17 protein-coding genes and 1 pseudogene are annotated in these 19485 nt (G+C 72.6%); 11 read left to right on the forward strand and 7 right to left on the reverse strand.

Annotated features, from left to right (window positions below; translation table 11 throughout):
* Window positions 1-45 precede the first annotated feature (45 nt).
* Entirely contained in the window at window positions 46-2739 is a 2694-nt protein-coding gene (locus AB0J90_RS06170; RefSeq protein WP_363592705.1) for a LuxR C-terminal-related transcriptional regulator, read from the reverse strand.
* A gap of 207 nt (window positions 2740-2946) precedes the next feature.
* Here AB0J90_RS06170 and AB0J90_RS06175 point away from each other — a divergent pair, with 207 nt between their 5' ends.
* The 3 genes from AB0J90_RS06175 (at window position 2947) to AB0J90_RS06185 (ending at window position 5577) form a co-directional block, all read left to right on the forward strand.
* A complete protein-coding gene (locus tag AB0J90_RS06175) occupies window positions 2947-4623 on the forward strand; it encodes a hypothetical protein (RefSeq protein ID WP_363592707.1) in 1677 nt (558 codons plus the stop codon).
* Between the two features lie 104 nt (window positions 4624-4727).
* Complete coding sequence (gene clpS, locus AB0J90_RS06180; RefSeq protein ID WP_326563011.1) at window positions 4728-5018, forward strand: ATP-dependent Clp protease adapter ClpS; 291 nt, start codon at window positions 4728-4730, stop codon at window positions 5016-5018.
* 64 nt (window positions 5019-5082) lie between these two features.
* Window positions 5083-5577 carry a DUF2017 domain-containing protein gene (locus tag AB0J90_RS06185; protein WP_326563010.1) on the forward strand — a complete coding sequence of 165 codons (495 nt, stop codon included), beginning with the start codon at window positions 5083-5085 and terminating at the stop codon, window positions 5575-5577.
* Window positions 5578-5637: 60 nt separating this feature from the next.
* Here AB0J90_RS06185 and AB0J90_RS06190 read toward each other — a convergent pair whose 3' ends face one another.
* On the reverse strand, window positions 5638-6501 hold the full coding sequence (locus AB0J90_RS06190; protein ID WP_363592709.1) for an aldo/keto reductase: 864 nt from the start codon (window positions 6499-6501) through the stop codon (window positions 5638-5640).
* Between the two features lie 128 nt (window positions 6502-6629).
* Here AB0J90_RS06190 and AB0J90_RS06195 point away from each other — a divergent pair, with 128 nt between their 5' ends.
* From AB0J90_RS06195 to AB0J90_RS06205, 3 genes are all read left to right on the forward strand, one after another.
* The gene (locus AB0J90_RS06195; RefSeq protein ID WP_363592711.1) at window positions 6630-7118 is read left to right on the forward strand and encodes a M67 family metallopeptidase; all 489 of its coding nucleotides are present in this window, start codon (window positions 6630-6632) and stop codon (window positions 7116-7118) included.
* Between the two features lie 72 nt (window positions 7119-7190).
* Window positions 7191-7544: a MoaD/ThiS family protein gene (locus AB0J90_RS06200; protein ID WP_363592713.1), complete on the forward strand. Its 354-nt coding sequence runs from the start codon at window positions 7191-7193 to the stop codon at window positions 7542-7544.
* 10 nt (window positions 7545-7554) lie between these two features.
* On the forward strand, window positions 7555-8520 hold the full coding sequence (locus AB0J90_RS06205; RefSeq protein WP_363592715.1) for a pyridoxal-phosphate dependent enzyme: 966 nt from the start codon (window positions 7555-7557) through the stop codon (window positions 8518-8520).
* Window positions 8521-8533: 13 nt separating this feature from the next.
* Here the strand turns inward: AB0J90_RS06205 and AB0J90_RS06210 are convergent, their stop codons facing one another.
* Window positions 8534-9103: a hypothetical protein gene (locus AB0J90_RS06210; protein WP_363592717.1), complete on the reverse strand. Its 570-nt coding sequence runs from the start codon at window positions 9101-9103 to the stop codon at window positions 8534-8536.
* Between the two features lie 306 nt (window positions 9104-9409).
* Here AB0J90_RS06210 and AB0J90_RS06215 point away from each other — a divergent pair, with 306 nt between their 5' ends.
* From AB0J90_RS06215 to rdgB, 5 genes are all read left to right on the forward strand, one after another.
* Complete coding sequence (locus AB0J90_RS06215; protein ID WP_363592719.1) at window positions 9410-10156, forward strand: MBL fold metallo-hydrolase; 747 nt, start codon at window positions 9410-9412, stop codon at window positions 10154-10156.
* A gap of 101 nt (window positions 10157-10257) precedes the next feature.
* Window positions 10258-11403 (forward strand): glycosyltransferase family 1 protein, encoded by a 1146-nt coding sequence (locus AB0J90_RS06220; RefSeq protein WP_363592721.1) that lies wholly within the window; start codon window positions 10258-10260, stop codon window positions 11401-11403.
* A gap of 5 nt (window positions 11404-11408) precedes the next feature.
* Window positions 11409-12536, forward strand: a complete 1128-nt coding sequence (locus AB0J90_RS06225) for a glycosyltransferase (protein ID WP_363592959.1) — start codon at window positions 11409-11411, stop codon at window positions 12534-12536.
* A gap of 103 nt (window positions 12537-12639) precedes the next feature.
* Entirely contained in the window at window positions 12640-13368 is a 729-nt protein-coding gene (gene rph / locus AB0J90_RS06230; RefSeq protein WP_363592723.1) for a ribonuclease PH, read from the forward strand.
* 20 nt (window positions 13369-13388) lie between these two features.
* Window positions 13389-14003 (forward strand): RdgB/HAM1 family non-canonical purine NTP pyrophosphatase, encoded by a 615-nt coding sequence (gene rdgB / locus AB0J90_RS06235; protein WP_363592725.1) that lies wholly within the window; start codon window positions 13389-13391, stop codon window positions 14001-14003.
* An 80-nt stretch (window positions 14004-14083) separates the two neighbouring features.
* Here rdgB and hutH read toward each other — a convergent pair whose 3' ends face one another.
* The 4 genes and pseudogenes from hutH to AB0J90_RS06255 all read right to left on the reverse strand — a co-directional run.
* Complete coding sequence (hutH, locus tag AB0J90_RS06240) at window positions 14084-15625, reverse strand: histidine ammonia-lyase (RefSeq protein WP_363592727.1); 1542 nt, start codon at window positions 15623-15625, stop codon at window positions 14084-14086.
* Window positions 15616-16833, reverse strand: coding sequence for an imidazolonepropionase (gene hutI, locus AB0J90_RS06245; protein WP_363592729.1), 1218 nt, complete (start codon window positions 16831-16833; stop codon window positions 15616-15618). Before hutI ends, hutH begins: the two co-directional genes overlap by 10 nt.
* Window positions 16830-18152, reverse strand: a complete 1323-nt coding sequence (locus tag AB0J90_RS06250) for a formimidoylglutamate deiminase (RefSeq protein WP_363592731.1) — start codon at window positions 18150-18152, stop codon at window positions 16830-16832. Before AB0J90_RS06250 ends, hutI begins: the two co-directional genes overlap by 4 nt.
* A gap of 110 nt (window positions 18153-18262) precedes the next feature.
* Window positions 18263-19480, reverse strand: a pseudogene (locus AB0J90_RS06255) (allantoate amidohydrolase); the annotation flags it as partial.
* Window positions 19481-19485: the final 5 nt, after the last annotated feature.

Here is a 19485-nt window from a genome sequence, read left to right on the forward strand (position 1 = left end):
CCTAAGCGCGCCTCCGTTCGGCCGGGACGGCATGTCCACAGGCGTTCACCCAGTGGTCTTGCCGTCGTGGTCCGGCAGCGCCCGCAGCGCCGGCCAGAGTTCCCCGCGCCCGGTCACGCCGAGCTTGGTGTAGACCCGCTGGAGATGGTTCTCCACCGTGCGGGTGGAGATGTAGAGCTGCTCCGCGATGTTGCGGCTCGGTACGCCACCGGCGGCCATCCGGGCGATCTGGCGCTCCCGGTCGGTCAGGGCCGGCTGCTCCGCGGTCAGCGCCGGGCTGCGTACGGTGTCGCAGCGCTCCAGCAACGCGCCCAGCCGTACGTTTGCCTCGTGCGCCCGGGGCGACTTGGCCTCGCGGAGTCGGGCCACCGCCATCGCCGTCGCCTCGGCGGCGTAGAGCGTCAGTTCCAACTCGTCGAAGCAGCTCGCCACCGCCAGCAGTTCCTCGCCGGACCGGGCGGCCACCGCCCGGCCGTGCCGGGCCAGCAGCGGTGGCAGCACGCCCTCCACCACCTCGGTCAGCTCGGTGAGCCGGTTCGCCACACTCTGCCGACGCCCCTCCCGGGTGGCCCGACCGACCTCCATGTCGGCGCGGTCCAGCCGGACCAGGTCGTACAGGGCCAGTACCTCGTGCCCGGTGAGCTTGTCCTTGCGAAGGTCTCCCACCAGCTTGACGAGGTGCTCGGCGGCACCGTCGAGATTGCCGGTCGCCGCCAGTACGGCCGCCCGCGCCTGCTCCCGCCACGGGTAGAGGATCGCCATGCCGGGCGAGTGCGTCTGGTCGGAGGCGGCCATCGCGTCGGTGGCCTGGGCGGTGTCGCCGCGCAGCGCCGCCGCGTGCGCCCGTTCGGCGTGCGCCAGGCCGGCGAACACCCTGCTGGTGGCGAGCATCGCGCAAGCGTCCGTGCTGGTACGCGACGCATCCGCGGTCTTGCCGCGTAGCCGGGCTGCCTGGGCGCGCAGGATCGACAGGTAGCCGGAACCGAGCCGGAAGTCCCCGGCCACCGCCAGGTCGGCGAACTCGGCGGCCACGATCGCGTCGATGCCGCGCAGGTCACCGGCGAGGGCGAGGCGGGTGCCGCGGGCCAGTTCCAGGGCGAGTTGCAGGTACGGCATGTCGGTGCGCCACAGCGCCGCTTCCGCCTCCACCCCGGCGATCGCCCGGCCGCTGTGCAGCAGCTCGCCGCGGGCCGCCTGTAGGTGCGCGATCGTGCACCGGGCCAGCCCGCGGGCGGCGAGGCTGGCCGCCGGCCGGTCCAGCACCGCCCGGCTCAGCCGCAGCGCCTCCGTGAAGTCGAGCTGGTGCAGACGCATGATCGCCTCGAAGGCGCGTACCCGGGCGCGGGCCGGCGGGTCGGTGAGCTGCTCCGCCGCGGCCGAGATCTCCTTCACCGTCGACTGCTGACTGAGCCCCCAGTAGGTCACCATCCCGCGTACGGTCAGGTAACGGCCACGCCGCTCGTCGGAGTCGACCTGGTCATCGATGCCGTCGAGGACCGTGATCGCCTTCTCCGGCTGGTCGGTGAACATCAGGATGGTGGCGAGCAGTTCGGCGGCGTCGAACCCGCCGCCGGTGTCCAGCGCCGCCCGCGCCAGCCGGGCGGCGAGCGGTACGTCGAACCGGCCGAACGCCTGCACCGCCGCATCCAGCAGCAGGACCGGATCCTGTGCGGTGCCGGAGTCCAGCCGCAACACCGCCAGCCGCAGCACGTCGTCGCGGCGTCTGTTGCCGGTGGTCTGGAGCAGATCGGCGAGTTCGGCCTTCAACCGCCGGGCCCTGGTCGCCGGGCACCGCTTGCGGACCAGGTCGCCGTAGAGCGGGTGGGCGAGCTGTACGTTGGTGCGGCGGTCGTCGCGGAACTCGCGGATCAGACCGCGTTCCTGGGCCGTCTCCACGTCCAACTCGTCGGTGGCGGTCTGCAACAGTCGCAGCCCGATCGGCTCGCCCAGGGCGACCAGTTCGAGCACCTGGCGTACGCCCGGACTGAGCTGCCCGATCCGGGTGTCGATCAGCTCCTCCAGGCTGGGGGCCAGCTCCACCGGGCCGCTCCGGGTCCAGGTCCAGGTGCCGAACTCGCTCTGTACCAGCTCGTTGCTGGTCATCGAGGCGATCACCAACTCGCGCAGCATGAGCGCGTTGCCCTGGGAGTACTTGTACAGCCGGTCGGCGGAGATGCCGTCGAGTTGGCCGCCGAGCATCTCGTTGAGCAGCTTGTGCGCCTCGGGCAGGCCCATCGGGCTCAGCTCCGAGTGCTCGACCAGGTCGTCCCTCCACAGTGCCCGGATCGACAGCGGGATCTCCTCGCCGCTGCGTACGGTGCAGAGCACCTTGGCGTTCTCGGCGTGTGCGATCAGGTAGACCAGCGCGGCCGAGGACTGGTCGAGCAGATGGGCGTCGTCGATGGCGAGCACGATGGTCCGGCCGGCGGCCTGCTGGTGCAGCGCGTCGAGCGCCCAGCGCAGCACGCCCGCGGCGGAGAGGCCGACCGGTTGGTCGGCCGGCAGCACCTGGGCCAGGCCGCCGAACGGCAGCCCACCGGTGGCGACGTTCCCGGACGCGTGCCAGACTGCGAACCGGTCCGGTGGCAGCCGTTTGACGGCCTCCCGCAGGAGTCTGCTCTTGCCGATCCCGGCGTCACCACTGAAAATGAGGCCGCGACCGCGTGAACTGGTCGCGGCGGCGGTCAGTCGGTCGATCTCAGCCGCGCGGCCGACGAAGTTCCACAGAGGGATCGCCATCCACGCAGCATATCGATCCGACTCATTCCAGGTGCTACCCGCGACGCGCCGGAGATGAGTATGGCTACGGTTCCCGATGAGTAACAACGCTGCTCGCAGCGTGCGGGCATCGACACGTAGCGTTCTCTTTGTTCGGTGTTAATGCCGGACTCGTACCTGTCCGGCGTGATCCGTCGGACCCGCCAGTTGGTTCAGGGAGGGCGCCGCATGGAGTCCGGACCTCGGTACAGCAGCACCGGTTCCGGCCCGGCCGACACCGCCGGTACGGGTGGCGACCGACCGGACCCCGGTCCGATCCGTACGTTCGCCGGTTCCGACGGCGACCGTCCCGGTGAGGCGCCGGACCCGACGACCGTACGCGCGCAGCCCGGCCCCGCCCCGACCGGCGCCGAACGGCCCCGCGTCGACGCCGCGCTGGTCGACCCCGCGCCCGACGAACCGCTCGCCGTGGTAGCCGTCGGACCTGCCGGAGCGGGTCGCGCCGCCGTGCTCGCCGCCCTGCTCGACACCGACGAGTCCGGGCTGCGCGCACCGGAGGGCAGCTACCTGGTGGTACGGCACGGCAGGCAGGTCACCGGCGCCGCGTACGTGCCCGGTTACCGGGAAGCGCACGGGTACGCCACCGAGGCGAACACCGCCGGTCCGGCCCTGGCCCGCCCGCCCCGCCGGGTCGAACTGACCCACCCCGAGCCGTTGCTGCGCCGCTTCGACCTGGTCGACGCGCCGGACACCGGGAGTCTCGGTCTGGCCGGCACCCGGGTCCTGCTCGACGTGGTCGAGCGGTCCGGCGCGCTGCTGTTCGTGATCTCCGCCGACCAGGCGTTGGGCCTGGCCGACCTGGACCTGCTGACCCAGGTCGCGCGGGGCGAGGCGAAGGTCTTCTTCGCGGTCACCCCGGGCCCGGACGGCTGGCCGGAGGCCGACGCCGGCCTCGGCCCGCTGCGTACGGAGGACGACCTCGGCCCGGAGATCGGTTACCTGCTCGATCCGCGCGATCCCGGCCCTGTCCGGGTGATCCTCGCCGCTCATCGGGCCGCCCTGCTGGCCGCGGTGCCGGCCCTGGCCGAGGCGGACTGGTTCGCCGTCGACCCGGAGTACGGGGACACCGGCCCGCTCCGCGGCCAGCTGATCGACTGGGCGGACCGGGAGGCGATGCGACGGGTCGCCGCGAATCCCCCGGTGCCGCCGAACGCCACCCGTACCGTGCCGGTGGCCGAGGACGCGCACGAGTCGGACTGGGCCGACTGGCTCGACCGCGAGGTGCACACCCGGGCCCACCGGCTACGCCAGCACCTCGCCCTCGAACTCGCCCACATCCACCTGCGCTGCGTGCAGGAACTCGTGTTCGGTGGCGGCTGCCGGGCACTGCCCGGGGCGTTGGACCGCGAACTGCACGCCCTGTCGCTGCGCGCGGTCGCCGAATCCGACCTGGGCGTGGAGGAGATCCTGACCGAAACCCTCACCCGGGTCTTCGGCGAGCCGCCGGACGAGGCGGTACGTCGACGGGTGGCGGTCGCCGTACGGTGGGGGTTCGCCGAGGAGCGCGGCGGACGCGAACTGGCCCGGGTGCTGCTCGTCACGAGCACCGGTGGGGTGGCCACGGTCACCGGTGCGCGGGCGGTGTCGGCGCTGGCGGCGTACCCCGGTGAACTGGGCGGGGTGGTGCTGCCGCCGATCGGCGCCGGCCTGTCCGGCGGCTGCTACCAGCACTGGCGCAACCCGGCGAACGCCGACATACCCAAGGGCCGGTCCTGGCTCCAGCGGGCGCTGCGGGAGGTCGAGCTGGAGCTGGCCCGCGAGCTGACCAGACGGTTCGAGGCGGTCCAGCTCTCCCTGGGTACGGTGCTGAACGACGCCGTCGACCACGGCATCCTGCTCGCCTAGGCATGCGCCCGCGCCAACTGCCGGAGATCTTCCCGGGCCAACTTCCGGACATCGGCGGCGTTCCGGTTCAACAGTTCCCGTGGGGCAGTGGCACGATGGAGGGCATGGCGGCTCCCCAGATCGCACCAGTCGAGACGCCGGACACCGAGGAGGTGCCGGTTTCCGACCGGGCCTGGGTCACCATCGTCTGGGACGATCCGGTGAATCTGATGTCCTACGTCACCTGGGTGCTGCAGAAACTCTTCGGCTACAGCCACGAGAAGGCCGAGCAGCTCATGCTCGACGTACACCACAAGGGTCGCGCGGTGGTGTCCAGCGGCGCCCGTGAGCGGATGGAGCACGACGCGGCACAGTTGCACGGCTACGGACTCTGGGCGACAGTCGACCGGTCGTGAATAGTGGGCACCGGGCGAACCGGGCCGGTCGGGCGCACGAGGGCAGCGGGGAATCGGAGTGAGCATGTTCCGTCGGTACGGCGAACACTGCGTGGCCACCTTCGCCGCGGACGAGGTACGGGTGCTGCGCAAGGTCGCCGGTGAGGTGGTCGGCCTGCTGACCGACGGCTTCGATCATGACGATCCAGTGGTCGGTCGGCTCTTTCCGGACATCTACCCCGAAGACCCGACCAACTCGGCCGAGTTCCGCCGTTACACCGAGGGCGACCTGAAGACCGGCAAGATCGACCAGGCCGGGGCGATCCTGGCCGGGCTGCCGCCGGAGACCGGTGGTGAGGTACGTCTCGATCCCGAGGCGGCCGAGGCGTGGCTGCGCGCCCTCAACGACGCCCGGCTGGCGATGGGCGTACGGCTGGAGATCAAGGACGGCACCGACCTGGGTGACGAGCTCGACCAGGCGATCCTGCAGGACCCGACGTCGAGCCGGGTGTTCCAGCTCTCCGTCTACGCCTACCTCGGCTACCTCCAGGAGTCCCTGCTCAACGCCCTGGTCGACTAGACCACACGTACGCCGAAGGGCCCCGGGTGCGAACCCGGGGCCCTTCGCCGTGACCGTGGCTCAGCCGAAGGTGAGGGTGGCCAGTTCGTCGTCGTCCAGGGTCAGCGCGGTGGCGGCCACCGAGTCGAGGATCGACTCCGGCCGGCTCGCGCCGGGGATCGGGATGACCACCGGCGACTGGGCCAGGTGCCAGGCCAGGCAGATCTGCTGCGGGCTGACGCCCCGGGCGGCGGCGACGTCGGCGAACGGCTGGAACCGGCTGCCCAGTTCGCTCGCCTGGGCGATCCCGCCCAGCGGGGACCAGGGCAGGAACGCGATCCCCAGCTCGTCGCAGAGCAGCAGCTCCGGCTCGGAACTGCGGAACGCGGGCGAGAACTGGTTCTGCACCGAGACCAGTCGACCGCCGAGGATCTCCTGCGCCTGCCGGATCTGGTCCGGGTTGGCGTTGGAGATGCCGGCCATCTGGATCTTGCCCTCGTCGAGCAGGTCACGTACGGCACCGATCGAGTCGGCGTACGGGACCGAGGGGTCGGGGCGGTGGTGCTGGTAGAGGCCGATCGAGTCGACGCCCAGCCGCTTGAGCGACGCCTCACAGGCCGCCCGGATGTGCTCCGGCCGGCCGTCGGTCAGCCAGGTGCCGTCGCCGGGACGGAACATCCCGCCCTTCGTGGCGACCAGTACGTCCGAGGTGTCGCCGCCGTAGCTGCCCAGGGCGCGGGCGATCAGCGACTCGTTGTGGCCGACCTCGTCGGCGTACTGGTGGTAGGCGTCGGCGGTGTCGATCAGGGTGACACCGGCGTCGAGCGCGGCGTGGATGGTCCGGATCGACCGGTCCTCGTCCTCCGGGCGGCCCTCGATCGACATCGGCATGCCACCGAGGCCGATCGCGCTCACCTCGACGGCGCCGATACGGCGGTTCTTCATTACGGAGCCCTCCTTGGATCACATCTCGACTTAACAGCTTCCCTCCCCGTGACCGGCTTAACCCGCCTGGGGGTGCACGGGTGAGGTGGCCCCCGCCGGGGCGCCGAAACAGGCGGTAAGCTGGTGCCGTGCTGAGCATCGACCGGGCGATCCGCGACGCGATCGTCGCGCATGCCCGTCGGGACCACCCCGACGAGGCCTGCGGTGTGGTCGCCGGGCCGGTCGGCAGCGACCGGCCGACCCGTCATATCCCGATGGACAACGCCGCCCGTTCGATGACCTTCTACGAGTTCGACTCGATGGAGCACCTGCGGGTGTGGCGGGAGATGGACGACCGGGACGAGGAGCCGGTGGTGATCTACCACTCGCACACCGCGACCGAGGCCTACCCGTCCCGCACCGACGTCTCCTTCGCCGGTGAACCGGGCGCGCACTACCTGCTGGTCTCCACCCGTGACCCGGACGACGAGGAGATCCGCTCGTTCCGCATCGTGGACGGCGTGGTCACCGAGGAGCCGGTCGAGATCGTCGAGGCCGCGGTGGATCCGCACGCCGTGCAGTCCTACATGTTCGGGCAGAGCCCGACGACGGTCGACTACGAGTGTTCCGGCCGCTGACCCGCTCGCGGGTGGCGCCCTGTCCGTAGTCCCTTTTTCCCCCGAAACCGTCGCATCTTTAGGAGTAACACCATGGCCATCGAGGTTCGCATCCCCACCATCCTGCGCAGCTACACCGGCGGCGCGAAGATCGTCGAAGGCGCCGGGGACACCCTCGCCGAGCTGCTGTCCAACCTGGACTCGAACCACGCCGGCCTGCGCGGCCGGCTGGTCACCGACGAGGGCGCGCTGCACCGGTTCGTCAACGTCTACGTCAACGACGAGGACGTACGTTTCCTCGGCGCCCTGGACGCGAAGGTCTCCGACGGTGACACCGTGACCATCCTGCCGGCCGTGGCCGGCGGCGCGTTCGGCTTCGCGGCGGCCGCGGCGATCATCTCGCACAGCGCGGCGGCTGGTCGCCGCGCACCGGTCACCACTCGCTGAGGCGGCCGCCGTGGCGCGGTACGACAACCTGCTCGACGCCTGCGGCGGCACGCCGCTGGTGGGTCTGCCGCGCCTCTCGCCGACGGTGCCCGAAGGGGCACCGCCGGTGCGGCTGTGGGCCAAGCTCGAGGACCGCAACCCGACCGGCAGCATCAAGGACCGGCCGGCCCTGCACATGGTCCGGGCGGCCGAGGAAGCCGGCCGGCTCCGGCCGGGCGACACGATCCTGGAACCGACCAGTGGCAATACCGGCATCTCGCTGGCCATGGTGGCGAAGCTGCACGGCTACCGGCTGGTCTGCGTGATGCCGGAGAACGTCTCCACCGAACGGGTGCAACTGCTCCGGATGTACGGCGCGGAGATCATTTTCTCGCCGGCCGCGGGCGGCTCCAACCAGGCGGTGGCGACGGCGAAGCAGATCGCGGCCGAGCACCCGGACTGGGTGATGCTGTTCCAGTACGGCAACGAGGCCAACGCGCGGGCGCACTACGAGACCACCGGCCCCGAACTGCTCCAGGACCTGCCGACGATCACGCACTTCGTGGCCGGGCTGGGTACCACCGGCACCCTGATGGGCACCGGCCGCTACCTGCGGGAGAAGGTCGAGGAGATCGAGATCGTCGCCGCCGAGCCCCGGTACGGCGAACTGGTCTACGGGCTGCGCAACATCGACGAGGGCTACGTGCCCGAGTTGTACGACGCGACCGTACTGAGTCGGCGGTTCTCCGTCGGCACCCGCGACGCGGTGCTGCGTACCCGGCAACTGGTCGAGGTGGAGGGCATCTTCGCCGGATTCTCCACCGGTGCGATCCTGCACGCCGCGCTGGCGGTGGCGCACGAGGCCGTACGCGCCGGTCGTCGGGCCGACGTCGCGTTCGTGGTCGCCGACGGCGGCTGGAAGTACCTCTCCACCGGCGCCTACGGCGGCACGCTCAGCGATGCCGAGGAAGCCCTGGAGGGTCAACTCTGGGCCTGAGACCCTCGCCGCGTTACAGCGCGGTGAGGGTCAGTGCCAGGTTGACCGCGAGCGGCAGCGTGGCCAGACTCAGCATGATCCAGGGCAGTCGAGGGTGCCGGACGGAGAGGAACGCGACCATGGTCAGCGCGACGCCGCCCAGCCCGACGCCGGCCATCGTCGACTCGTACCAGTCCGGTGCCGCTCCCGCCACGATCGCGACCAGTCCCCGCAGCCCGGTGGCGAGCCCGATCAGACCCAGCGCGGTGGCCCAGCCGCAGACGCCGAGGATCTGCCGGCTGGTGCCTCGGGGCCCCGCCCGCCGGGTGCAGATCGGATGGTCCGCCGTCGGCGCCGCCCAGGGCACCAGGGGCGGCTGCGGCGCCAGGGTCGCGCCGTCGTCCGGTGCGGCGTACGCGGGGCGTACCTGTGCCGCGGCCCGTGCCACGGGCGGTGCGGCGGCGTACGCCGTCTCCGGCGGGTCGGTGGCCGCCGGATGACCGGTGGGCGTCGCCGGCCGGATCGCGCCGGTCGCCACCAGCGGTACGGTGCCCAGAGCGACCGCCGCCGTGGCCGTCTCCCGCTGCGGGGCGCCAGTCGTCATGTCAGCCTCGGTGGGCACGGTGCACCGTCCTGGTCCAGATCGTCGCCCGCCACCGTCGGCGGGACTTGTCACCTGATGCAACGCTCAGGCGTGACAGGGCGTAACGGCGAGGTACGTGAAGTCGTTCGGCCCAAGTGGGAGGCGGAGGGTGGAGCGGGTGTCACCTTGGCGACAACAAGCACCAGTTTTTTCTTTGCTCCCGGTGTCGAAGCGTAGGCTGCGCACCGTGACAGAGGCGCCGGCAAAGATCGTCTACTCATTGGTCGGCGGGCTGTCCGTGACCATCGGTAACTTCAGGACGACCGGATGCGACTGACTGTTCTGGGCTGTGCCGGGAGCTTCCCGGGTCCCGAGGCGGCCTGTTCGGCCTACCTGATCGAGGCTGACGGATTCCGCCTGCTGGTCGACTTCGGTTCCGGGTCCCTGACCGCCCTGCAGCGCTACGCCGGGCTGCACGCGGTCGACGCGATCCTCCTCACCCACCTGCACTGCGACCACATCCTCGACGCGGTCACCTACGTCGTCGTGCGCCGGTACGCCCCCGACGGGCCGTACCCGCCACTGCCGGTGTACGCACCGGCCGGCGCGCCGGACCGGCTCGCCGCCGCGTACAGCCAGGAGGAGACCGGCGTCGACGACGTCTACACCTTCTACGGCCTACAGCCGGGCAGCTTCCCGATCGGCCCGTTCACGGTCACCGTCGACCGGGTCAACCACCCCGTCGAAACCTACGGCGTACGCCTGGAGCACAACGGCCGGTCGCTCGCGTACTCCTCCGACACCGCGCCCTGCGAGGCGCTGCTGCGGCTGGCCCAGGGCGCCGACCTGTTCCTCTGCGAGGCGAGCTACCTCGACGGCGTGGACAACCCTCCGGACCTGCACCTGACCGGGCGCGAGGCCGGCGAGATCGCCACCAAGTCGGAGGTCGGACGGCTGGTGCTGACCCACCTGGTCAGCGCCTGGGGGAGCGAGGCGCTGACCCACGAGGCCGCCGCGTCGGCCTTCGCCGGGCCGGTGGAAATCGCCCGACCAGGTGCCCGCTACGACATCTGACAACGGGTCGGACATCGACGGCGACATCTTGTGCGGCACTGTTTGCCAACCGGTCAGCTAGCCGTCGCCCGCCGCACCAGCACGGGTTCCACGGTGAGCGCATGCGCATCGCGATCGTCACGGAGTCCTTCCCGCCGGATGTCAATGGTGTGGCGCATTCCGTCGTCCGCGTCGCCGAGCACCTGGTCCACCGGGGGCACACCCCGATCGTGATCGCTCCGGCGCCGTCGTCAGCCACCCGTGGTGTACCCGGCGACCACCCGTACCCGGTGATTCGGGTGCCGAGCGTGGCCGTGCCCCGCTACCGCAGCTTCCGGCTCGGGCTGCCGTCCGCCCGACTCGCCGACGCGCTGAACCAGCACGCCCCGGACGTCGTCCACCTGGCCAGCCCGTTCGTGCTCGGTGCCCGGGGCATGGCCGTGGCCGGTCAACTCGACCTGCCGACCCTGGCGGTCTACCAGACCGACCTGGCCGCGTACGCCCGCCATTACCGGCTCGGCTGGGGCGAGGCCGCCGCCTGGCGCTGGCTGCGCAACATCCACAACGCCGCCGACCGTACCCTCGCCCCGTCCACCCGGTCCGCCGCGGACCTGGTCACGCACGGCGTACAGCGGGTGTGGTTGTGGCGCCGAGGTGTCGACAGCGTCCGCTTCGACCCGGCGCTGCGCAGCGACGAGGTACGCGCGACGCTCGCCCCGAACGGCGAACTGCTGGTCGGCTACGTCGGCCGGCTCGCGGTGGAGAAGCGGGTGGAACTGCTCGCGGCCGCCTCCCGGCTGCCCGGCGTACGGCTGGTCGTCGTCGGGGACGGTCCGGCCCGGCGGGACCTGGAACGGGCCCTGCCCGACGCACTCTTCCTCGGCGCCCGGCAGGGGTCGGAACTCGCCCGGCTCTACGCGAGCCTGGACATCTTCGTGCACAGCGGCCCGTACGAGACCTTCGGGCAGACCGTCCAGGAGGCGCTGGCCAGCGGCCTGCCGGTGGTCGCGCCGGCCGCCGGCGGCCCGCTCGACCTGGTCGAGACCGGAGTGACCGGAACCCTGGTGGCGCCGGAGGACGGTGCCGCGCTCGCCGACGCGGTCGCCGACCTGGCCGGTGACGCCGAGCGCCGCCGGGCGTACGGCCTCGCGGCCCGGACCTGGGTGGCCAACCGCACCTGGGCGGCGGTCGGTGACGAACTGATCGGGCACTACCGGGCGGTGCTGTCCGGCGCCGGAGTCGCGGCCCCACGCCGGATCGCCGCGTGACGGCGCTGCGCATCGTCCGGCTGGCGAACTTCGTCACGCCCCGCTCCGGCGGGCTGCGCACCGCGCTGCGCTGCCTCGGCGCCGGCTACCGGGCGGCCGGACACGAACCCGTGCTGATCGTTCCCGGCGAGCGCGCCGCGGACGAGATGATCGGCCCGGACCGGGTCGTCACCCTGCCCGGACCGGTGCTGCCCGGCACCGGCGGCTACCGGGTGCTCGCCGGCCGCCGCCGGTTGCGCCGGCTGCTGGAGGAACTGGAGCCGGACCGGCTGGAGGTCTCGGACCGCTCGACCCTGCGCTGGACCGGCGCCTGGGCGAGGGCCAACGGGATCCCGTCGCTGATGGTGTCGCACGAGAGCCTGACCGGGCTGCTCGGTGTCTGGGGTGCCCCGGCGGCGATCGGGCAGCGGCTGGCCGACCGGCTCAACGGGCGCAGCGCGGCCACGTACGACCGGGTGGTCTGCACCACCGACTGGGCGGCGGCGGAGTTCCGCCGGATCGGCGCACCGAACCTGACCCAGGTGCCGCTCGGGGTCGACCTCGACGCCTTCCACCCCGACCGGCACAACCCGGCCCTACGTGCCGAGTACGCCGCCGACGGCGAGGTGCTGCTGGTGCACTGCAGCCGGCTGTCGCCGGAGAAGCGGCCCGACCTGGCGATCGACGCGCTGGCGGCGCTGCGGGCCGGTGGCGTGCCGGCGACGCTGGTGGTGGTCGGTGACGGGCCCCGCCGGACCGCGCTCGGTCAACGGGCCGCCGGGCTGCCGGTGCACTTCACCGGCTTCCTGCCCGACCGCGACCGGGTCGCCGGCCTGCTGGCCAGTGCGGACGTGGTGGTGGCGCCGGGGCCGGTGGAGACGTTCGGGCTCGCCGGTCTGGAGGCGCTCGCCTGCGGTACGCCGGTAGTGGTGAACGCCGCCAGCGCGTTGCCGGAGGTGGTCGGGGCGGCAGGGCTCGGTGCCGACGGCACCGGTGAGGCGTTCGCCGAGGCGATCGTGACCCTGCTGGGCCGGCCGGAGCCGGAACGCCGGGCCACCGCCCGCGCCCGCGCGGAGCAGTTCGGCTGGGCCGCATCGGTCGAGGGATTTCTCCGCGCCCACGACGCCCCGGTCGGACTCGCCGTCCCGGCCTGACCCGTGCCGCCGGCCCGGCCAGCCCGCCGGGCTCACGAGTCTGTTCCGGCGGACCGGGGTGCCCCAGGGCGGCGGGCTGCGGTGTAACACATAGGCTGCCCCCATGGCACGACCTGATGGGCGGCAGCCCGATGAACTCCGGCCGGTGACACTGACCCGGCAGTGGAGCGTGCACCCGGAAGGGTCCGTGCTCGTCGAGTTCGGCCAGACCCGGGTGCTCTGCACGGCGAGCGTCACCGAGGGGGTGCCCCGCTGGCGCAAGGGCTCCGGTCTCGGCTGGGTCACCGCCGAATACTCGATGCTGCCCCGGGCCACCACCACCCGCTCCGACCGGGAGAGCGTCAAGGGCCGCATCGGCGGCCGGACGCAGGAGATCTCCCGGCTGATCGGCCGCAGCCTGCGGGCCTGCATCGACCTGAAGGCGCTGGGCGAGAACTCGATAGTGCTCGACTGTGACGTACTGCAGGCCGACGGGGGGACCCGTACCGCCTCGGTCACCGGCGCGTACGTCGCCCTGCACGACGCGGTCGGCTGGCTGGCCGCACGCAAGGCACTGGCCGGTAAGCCGGCCACGGTGATGCACCGTTCGGTCGCCGCGGTCAGCGTCGGCATCGTCGACGGTGAGCCCCGGCTCGACCTGAACTACCTGGAGGACGTGGCGGCCGAGGTGGACATGAACATCGTCTGCACCGGCTCCGGGGACTTCGTCGAGGTGCAGGGGACCGGTGAGGCCAATGTCTTCGCCCGCGACCAGCTCGACGCCCTGCTCGACCTCGGGGTGCTCGGCTGCGCGGAGCTGGCCGACGCCCAACGCAAGGCCCTGGCCGGCTGAGAGTGGAACGAGGAGAGCAGATGACCCGGGTGCTGCTGGCGACCCGCAACAAGAAGAAGCTGGTCGAACTGCAGCGCATCCTGGACGGGGCGCTCGGTCCACAACGGATCGAGCTGGTCGGCCTGGCCGACCTGCCCACGTACCAGGAGGTGCCGGAGACCGGGCTCACGTTCGGCGAGAACGCCCTGCTGAAGGCGCGCGAGGGGGTCAAGCACACCGGCCTGCCGACGGTGGCCGACGACTCCGGCCTGGCCGTGGACGCGCTCAACGGCATGCCCGGCGTGTTCAGCGCCCGCTGGTCCGGTCGGCACGGCGACGACCGGGCCAACCTGGAACTGCTGCTCGGGCAGACCGGTGACGTACCGGACGAGCACCGGGGCGCCGCCTTCGTCTGCGCGGTGGCGCTGGTGCTGCCCGGCGGCAAGGAACACCTGGTCGACGGCAGGCAGACCGGACGGCTGCTGCGCGCTCCGCGGGGCGAGGGCGGCTTCGGCTACGACCCGATCTTCCTCGGTGACGGCCAGGACCGTACGAACGCCGAACTCTCCCCGACCGAGAAGGACGCGGTCAGCCACCGGGGCAAGGCGCTGCGCGCCCTGGCGAAGGTGATCGCCAAGGTGCTGCTACCCGGCTGACCCCACCGGCATCGACAAGTGCCCCTTCCCGCGCGAGAAGCGACGGGAAGGGGCACTTTCGTGTGCCAGCGGGCCGACGGTCACGCCAGCGGGCCGATCGCGGACTCGATCGCGGTGCGCAGGTCCGGGCCGGAAACCACCGCGCGGGCGGACTCCAGGGCCGGGGCCAGGAAGATGTCCGGGCCGGGTTCCCCGGCGAACCGGGCCACCGCGTTCACCGCGGCCCGACCGGCCGGTGACGGGGTCAGCGGGGCGCGCAGTTGCAGTCCGCGTACGGCGGCCAGCAGTTCCACCGCGAGCAGGCTGGTCAGGTTGTCCAGCACCGTACGGAGTTTGCGGGTGGCCGCCCAGCCCATCGAGACGTGGTCCTCCTGCATGCCGCTGGTGGGCAGCGAGTCCACCGAGGCCGGGGCGGCGAGCCGGCGGTTCTCCGCCACGATCCCGGCCGCGGTGTACTGGGCGATCATCAGCCCGGAGTTGACCCCGGCGTCCGGGGTGAGGAACGCCGGCAGGTCCCGGTTGCGGGTGATGTCGAGCAGCCGGTCCACCCGGCGTTCCGAGATCGCGCCCACCTCGGCGGCGGCGATGGCGAGGAAGTCGGCGGCGAAGCCGAGCGGGGCGCCGTGGAAGTTACCGGTCGACTCGACCCGACCGTCCGGCAGCACCACCGGGTTGTCCACCACGGAGAGGAGTTCCCGACCGGCGACCGAGGTGACGAAACCGAGGGTGTCCCGGGCGGCGCCGGCCACCTGCGGGGCGCAGCGCATCGAGTACGCGTCCTGGACGGCGTGTACCAGGTCGTTGCGGTGCGAGTCCATGATGCCGGAGCCCTGGAGCAGTCGGTGGATGTTCGCCGCCGAGACGGCCTGCCCCGGATGCGGGCGGATGCTGTGCAACTCGGGCTGGAACGGCCGGTCGGTGCCGAGCATCGCCTCGATCGCCAGGGCGGCGGTGACGTCGGCCATCGCGAACAGGTGTTCCGCGTCGCCGGTCGCGAGCAGCAGCATGCCGAGCATGCCGTCGGTGCCGTTGATCAGCGCCAGCCCCTCCTTCGCGGCCAGCTCGATCGGGGCCAGCCCGGCCCGGTGCAGGGCCACCGATGCGTCCTCGCGGGTGCCGCCGCCCTTGCCGAGGATCCAGCCCTCGCCGAGCAGCGCCAGCGCGCAGTGCGCCAGCGGGGCCAGGTCACCGGAGGCGCCGAGCGAGCCGTGTTCGGGCACCCACGGGGTGATGTCGTGGTTGAGCAGGTCGACCAGGGACTGCGCGACCAGTGGCCGTACCCCGGAGTGGCCGAGCGCGAGGGAGCGTACGCGCAGCAGCATCATGGCCCGGACCACCTCGCGGGGCATCGGGGCACCGATCCCGGCGGCGTGGGAACGGATCAGCGCGTGCTGCAACTCGGCCCGGCGCTCGGGCGCGACGAACGTGTTGGCGAGCGCGCCGAAGCCGGTGGAAACCCCGTAGACCGGGCGGCCGTCCTGTTCGATCCGGTCCACGATCGCCCGGCTGGTCTCCATCGCCGCGATGGTGGCGGGGGCGAGCACGACCGTGGCCGAGCCGCGGGCGACGGCGACGACGTCGGCGGGGGTGACGCCTGCGGGGGTGACGGTGACTACTGACATTGGGGTACTCCGTTGTGCAGGACCTGGCGGATCAGCGGTACCCCTGGCCGGTAGGCCAGGTGCAGATACGAGGGCGCGTCGAGGATGGTCAGGTCGGCCCGCGCGCCCCGGCGCAGCACGCCGACGTCGTCGCGGCGCAGCGCCCGCGCCCCTCCGGCGGTCGCGGCCCAGACCGCCTCCGCCGGGGTCATCCCCATTTCGCGTACGGCGAGAGCGATGCAGAACGGCATCGACGAGGTGTACGACGAGCCGGGGTTGCAGTCCGTGGCGAGCGCGACCGTGACCCGTGCGTCCAGCAGGCGCCGCGCGTCCGGGTACGGCGACCGGGTGGAGAACTCCGCCCCCGGCAGCAGGGTCGCGACGGTGGTGGTTTCCGAACCGGAGGTCCAGTCGACGGTGGTGGAGGCGAGCGCGTCCACGTCGGCGTCGGTCAGGTGGGTGCAGTGGTCGGCGCTGGCGGCGCCGAGTTCCACGGCGAGCTGTACCCCCGGGCCGGGGCCGAGCTGGTTGGCGTGCAGTCGTAGACCGAGACCGGCGGCCTGGCCGACGGTGAGGATCGCGCGGGCGTGGTCGGCGTCGAACGCGCCCCGTTCGCAGAACACGTCGATCCAGCGGGCGTACGGCAGGGCGGCGCGCAGCATCGGCCCGCAGACCAGGCTGACGTAGTCGTCGGGCCGGTCGGCGTACTCGGGTGGGACTACGTGCGCGCCGAGGAAGGTGGTCTCGGTGCTGAACTCACCGGCGATCCGCAGCGAGCGGGCCTCGTCAGTGACGCTGAGCCCGTACCCGCTCTTGATCTCGATCGTGGTGGTGCCCTGGCGCAGCGCCTCGATCCGCAGCCGGGAGACGTTGGCCCGCAGCGTGTCGTCGCTGGCGGCGCGGGTTGCCCCGACCGTGGTCCGGATCCCGCCGCCGGTGTACGGCTGACCGGCCATCCGGGCCGCGAACTCCGGTGCCCGGTCACCGGCGAAGACCAGGTGCGAGTGGCTGTCCACGAATCCGGGCAGCACCGCCGCACCGTCGGCGTCGATCCGCCCGTCGGCGGCCGGGGCGTACTTCGCCGGGCCGAGCCAGGCGATCCGGCCGTCCTCGACCAGCAGCGCCGCCCGGCGCCGGATGCCGAGCGGCCCGGCCTCGCCGTACGGCTCGTTGGTGACCAGCTCACCGATGTTGTCGACCAGCAGGCTCGGCCCCGGGTGGACGCTCACCGCCACACCTGCGCGATCGACCGGCGAAGCTCCGCGGGCACGTCGATCGACACATGCCGGCCGTCGCGGACCACCACCCGACCGTCGACCAGCACGTCGGTGACGTCGGCGGCGGTGGCCGCGAAGAAAACCCCGGCCGGCGGCACCGCGGCGGTCCGTACGCTGTCCAGCCGGACCGTGACCAGGTCGGCCCGGAAGCCGGCGGCGATCGTGCCGGCGTCGGCCCAGCCCAGCGCGGTGTGCCCGGCGGCGGTGGCGGCGTGGGTGAGTTCGGCCGGGCCGAAGTGCCCGCGCCGCTCGGTACGCAGCCGCTCGTCGAGTTCGACCGCACGCGCCTCCTCGAACAGGTCGATCACGGCGTGGCTGTCCGAACCGAGGCTCAGCGGGCTGCCGGCGTCGGCGAGGGCGCGGGCCGGTCCGATCCCGTCGGCCAGGTCCCGTTCGGTGGTCGGGCAGAGGCAGGTGCCGGTGCCGGTCTCGCCGAGCAGGGCCACCCCGTCCTCGCTCAGGTGGGTGGCGTGCACCGCGGTCGCGGTCGGCCCGAGTACGCCCATGTCGGCCAGGAGCTGGACCGGGGTGCAGCCGTGGGTGGCGAGGCAGGCGTCGTTCTCGGCCCGCTGCTCGGACAGGTGGAAGTGCAGCGGCCCGCCGCTGTTGCGGTAGGCGAAGCTGGACAGCGCACCGAGCGGGACCGCCCGTACCGAGTGCAGCGCGGCACCGAGCCGCAGATGCGGCGCGGACGGCAGTTTGCCGTGCCGGTCCGACCAGGCGTCCACGTCCCGGTCGCCGAACCGCCGTTGCACCCCGTGCAGCGGCTCACCGTCCACGGTGGAGGTCAGGTAGAGCGTGTCCAGCAGGGTGAGCCGGACACCGGCCTGGGCGGCGGCCTCGACCAGCGCGGCACCCATCACGTTCGGTTCGGCGTACGGGCTGCCGTCGGGCTGGTGGTGCAGGTAGTGGAACTCGCCCACGCAGGTGATCCCGGCCAGCGCCATCTCGGCGTACGTGGCTCTGGCCAGGGCGAGGTAGGTGTCCGGGTCGAGTCGTCCGGCGACCTCGTACATCCGGTCCCGCCAGCTCCAGAACGTACCGCCGCCGGTGTGGGTGTGACCGCGTAACGCCCGGTGGAACGCGTGCGAGTGGGTGTTCGCCAGCCCCGGCAGGGTGACCCCCGGCAGCCGGTGCACGCCTGGCGGCACCTGCACCCCGGCGGTCACACCGCTGAACCTGCCGTCGTCGACCTCGATCAGCACGTCGGGCGTCGGCGCCTCGTCGCCGGGCAGCCAGGCGTACTCGGCGTGGAACCGTCGTGTGCTCATGCGTCCTCCACCGGTTCGAAGTCCGTGTCGCCCCCGCCGCCGCTGCCCCCGCCGCCGCTGCCCCCGCCGCCGCTGCTTCGGGCGGCGGTCGGTTCCGCAGCGGGTCCGCAGGCCAGGGCGGCCAGCACGTCGGCGAGCCGGGTCACCCCGGCGGCGCAGTCGTCGTCACCGGCGGTCTCGGCCGGCGAGTGCGACACCCCGGTGGGGTTGCGGACGAACAGCATCGCCGTGGGCAGCAGCGGGGCGAGCACCCCGGCGTCGTGCCCGGCGGCGGTCGGCAGCACCGGTACGCCGTCGTCCAGCACCCGCCGGAACAGCTCGATCAGGCCGCCGTCGAACTCGACCAGCGGGGTGACCGACTCGGCTGTCAGCCGTACGCCGGTCCCGTCCCGGACCGCCCGCTCGGACGCCTTCTGCCCGACGGCCTCGACCAGGGCATCGAGCGTGGCGACCTCGGCCGCGCGGGCGTCCAACCAGCCGCGGACCAGCGACGGCACCGCGTTGGTGGCGTTCGGTTCGACCTCGACCCGCCCGACGGTGGCCTGCGCGCCGCAGCGCCGGGCCTCCTTGTTCGCGGCGAGGACCGTGAACGCGTACGTCAGCATCGGGTCGCGCCGGTCGCTCATCCTGGTCGTGCCGGCATGGTTCGCCTCGCCGGTGAAGTCCATCCGCCAGCGCCCGTGCGGCCAGATCCCGCTGGCCACACCGACCGGTGCGCCCAGGTCGACCAGGGCCCGGCCCTGTTCGATGTGCAACTCGACGAAGGCGCCGATCCGGCCGAGCAGGTCCGGTCGGGCACCCGCCGGCCGGGCACCGAGCGCCTCGGCCAGGGTGGTCCCGTCCCGGTCGGTGAGCGCCGCCGCCCGTTCCACCGGCAGTTCGCCGGTGAGCAGCCGGGACCCGAGGCACGGTACGCCGAACCGCCCGCCTTCCTCCTCGGCGAACGCGACCACCCCGATCGGCCGGTGCGGCACCCGCCCCTGTACGCGCAGCCGGTCGAGCGCGAGGAAGGCGCTGACGATGCCGAGCGGACCGTCGTAGCCGCCGCCGTGCGGTACCGAGTCGAAGTGGCTGCCGACCAGCACCGCGTCGCCCCGACCGGGGTCGCCCCACCAGGCGAACAGGTTGCCGTTGCCGTCCTGCTCGACCGGCAGGCCCCGGTCGGCGGCCTGCCGCCGGAACCAGTCCCGTAACCACAGTTCCGCCTCACCGAACGCGTACCGCAGGTAGCCGCCGCTGACCGGATCACGGCCGATCGGCGCGATCTCGTCCCACAGCGCCCGGAACGCCGTTACCCCGTCGGATCCCTCGGTCACCGTCGTCGACAACGCGT

The sequence above is a fragment of the Micromonospora sp. NPDC049523 genome, from assembly GCF_040676775.1.
GTDB lineage: Bacteria > Actinomycetota > Actinomycetes > Mycobacteriales > Micromonosporaceae > Micromonospora_G.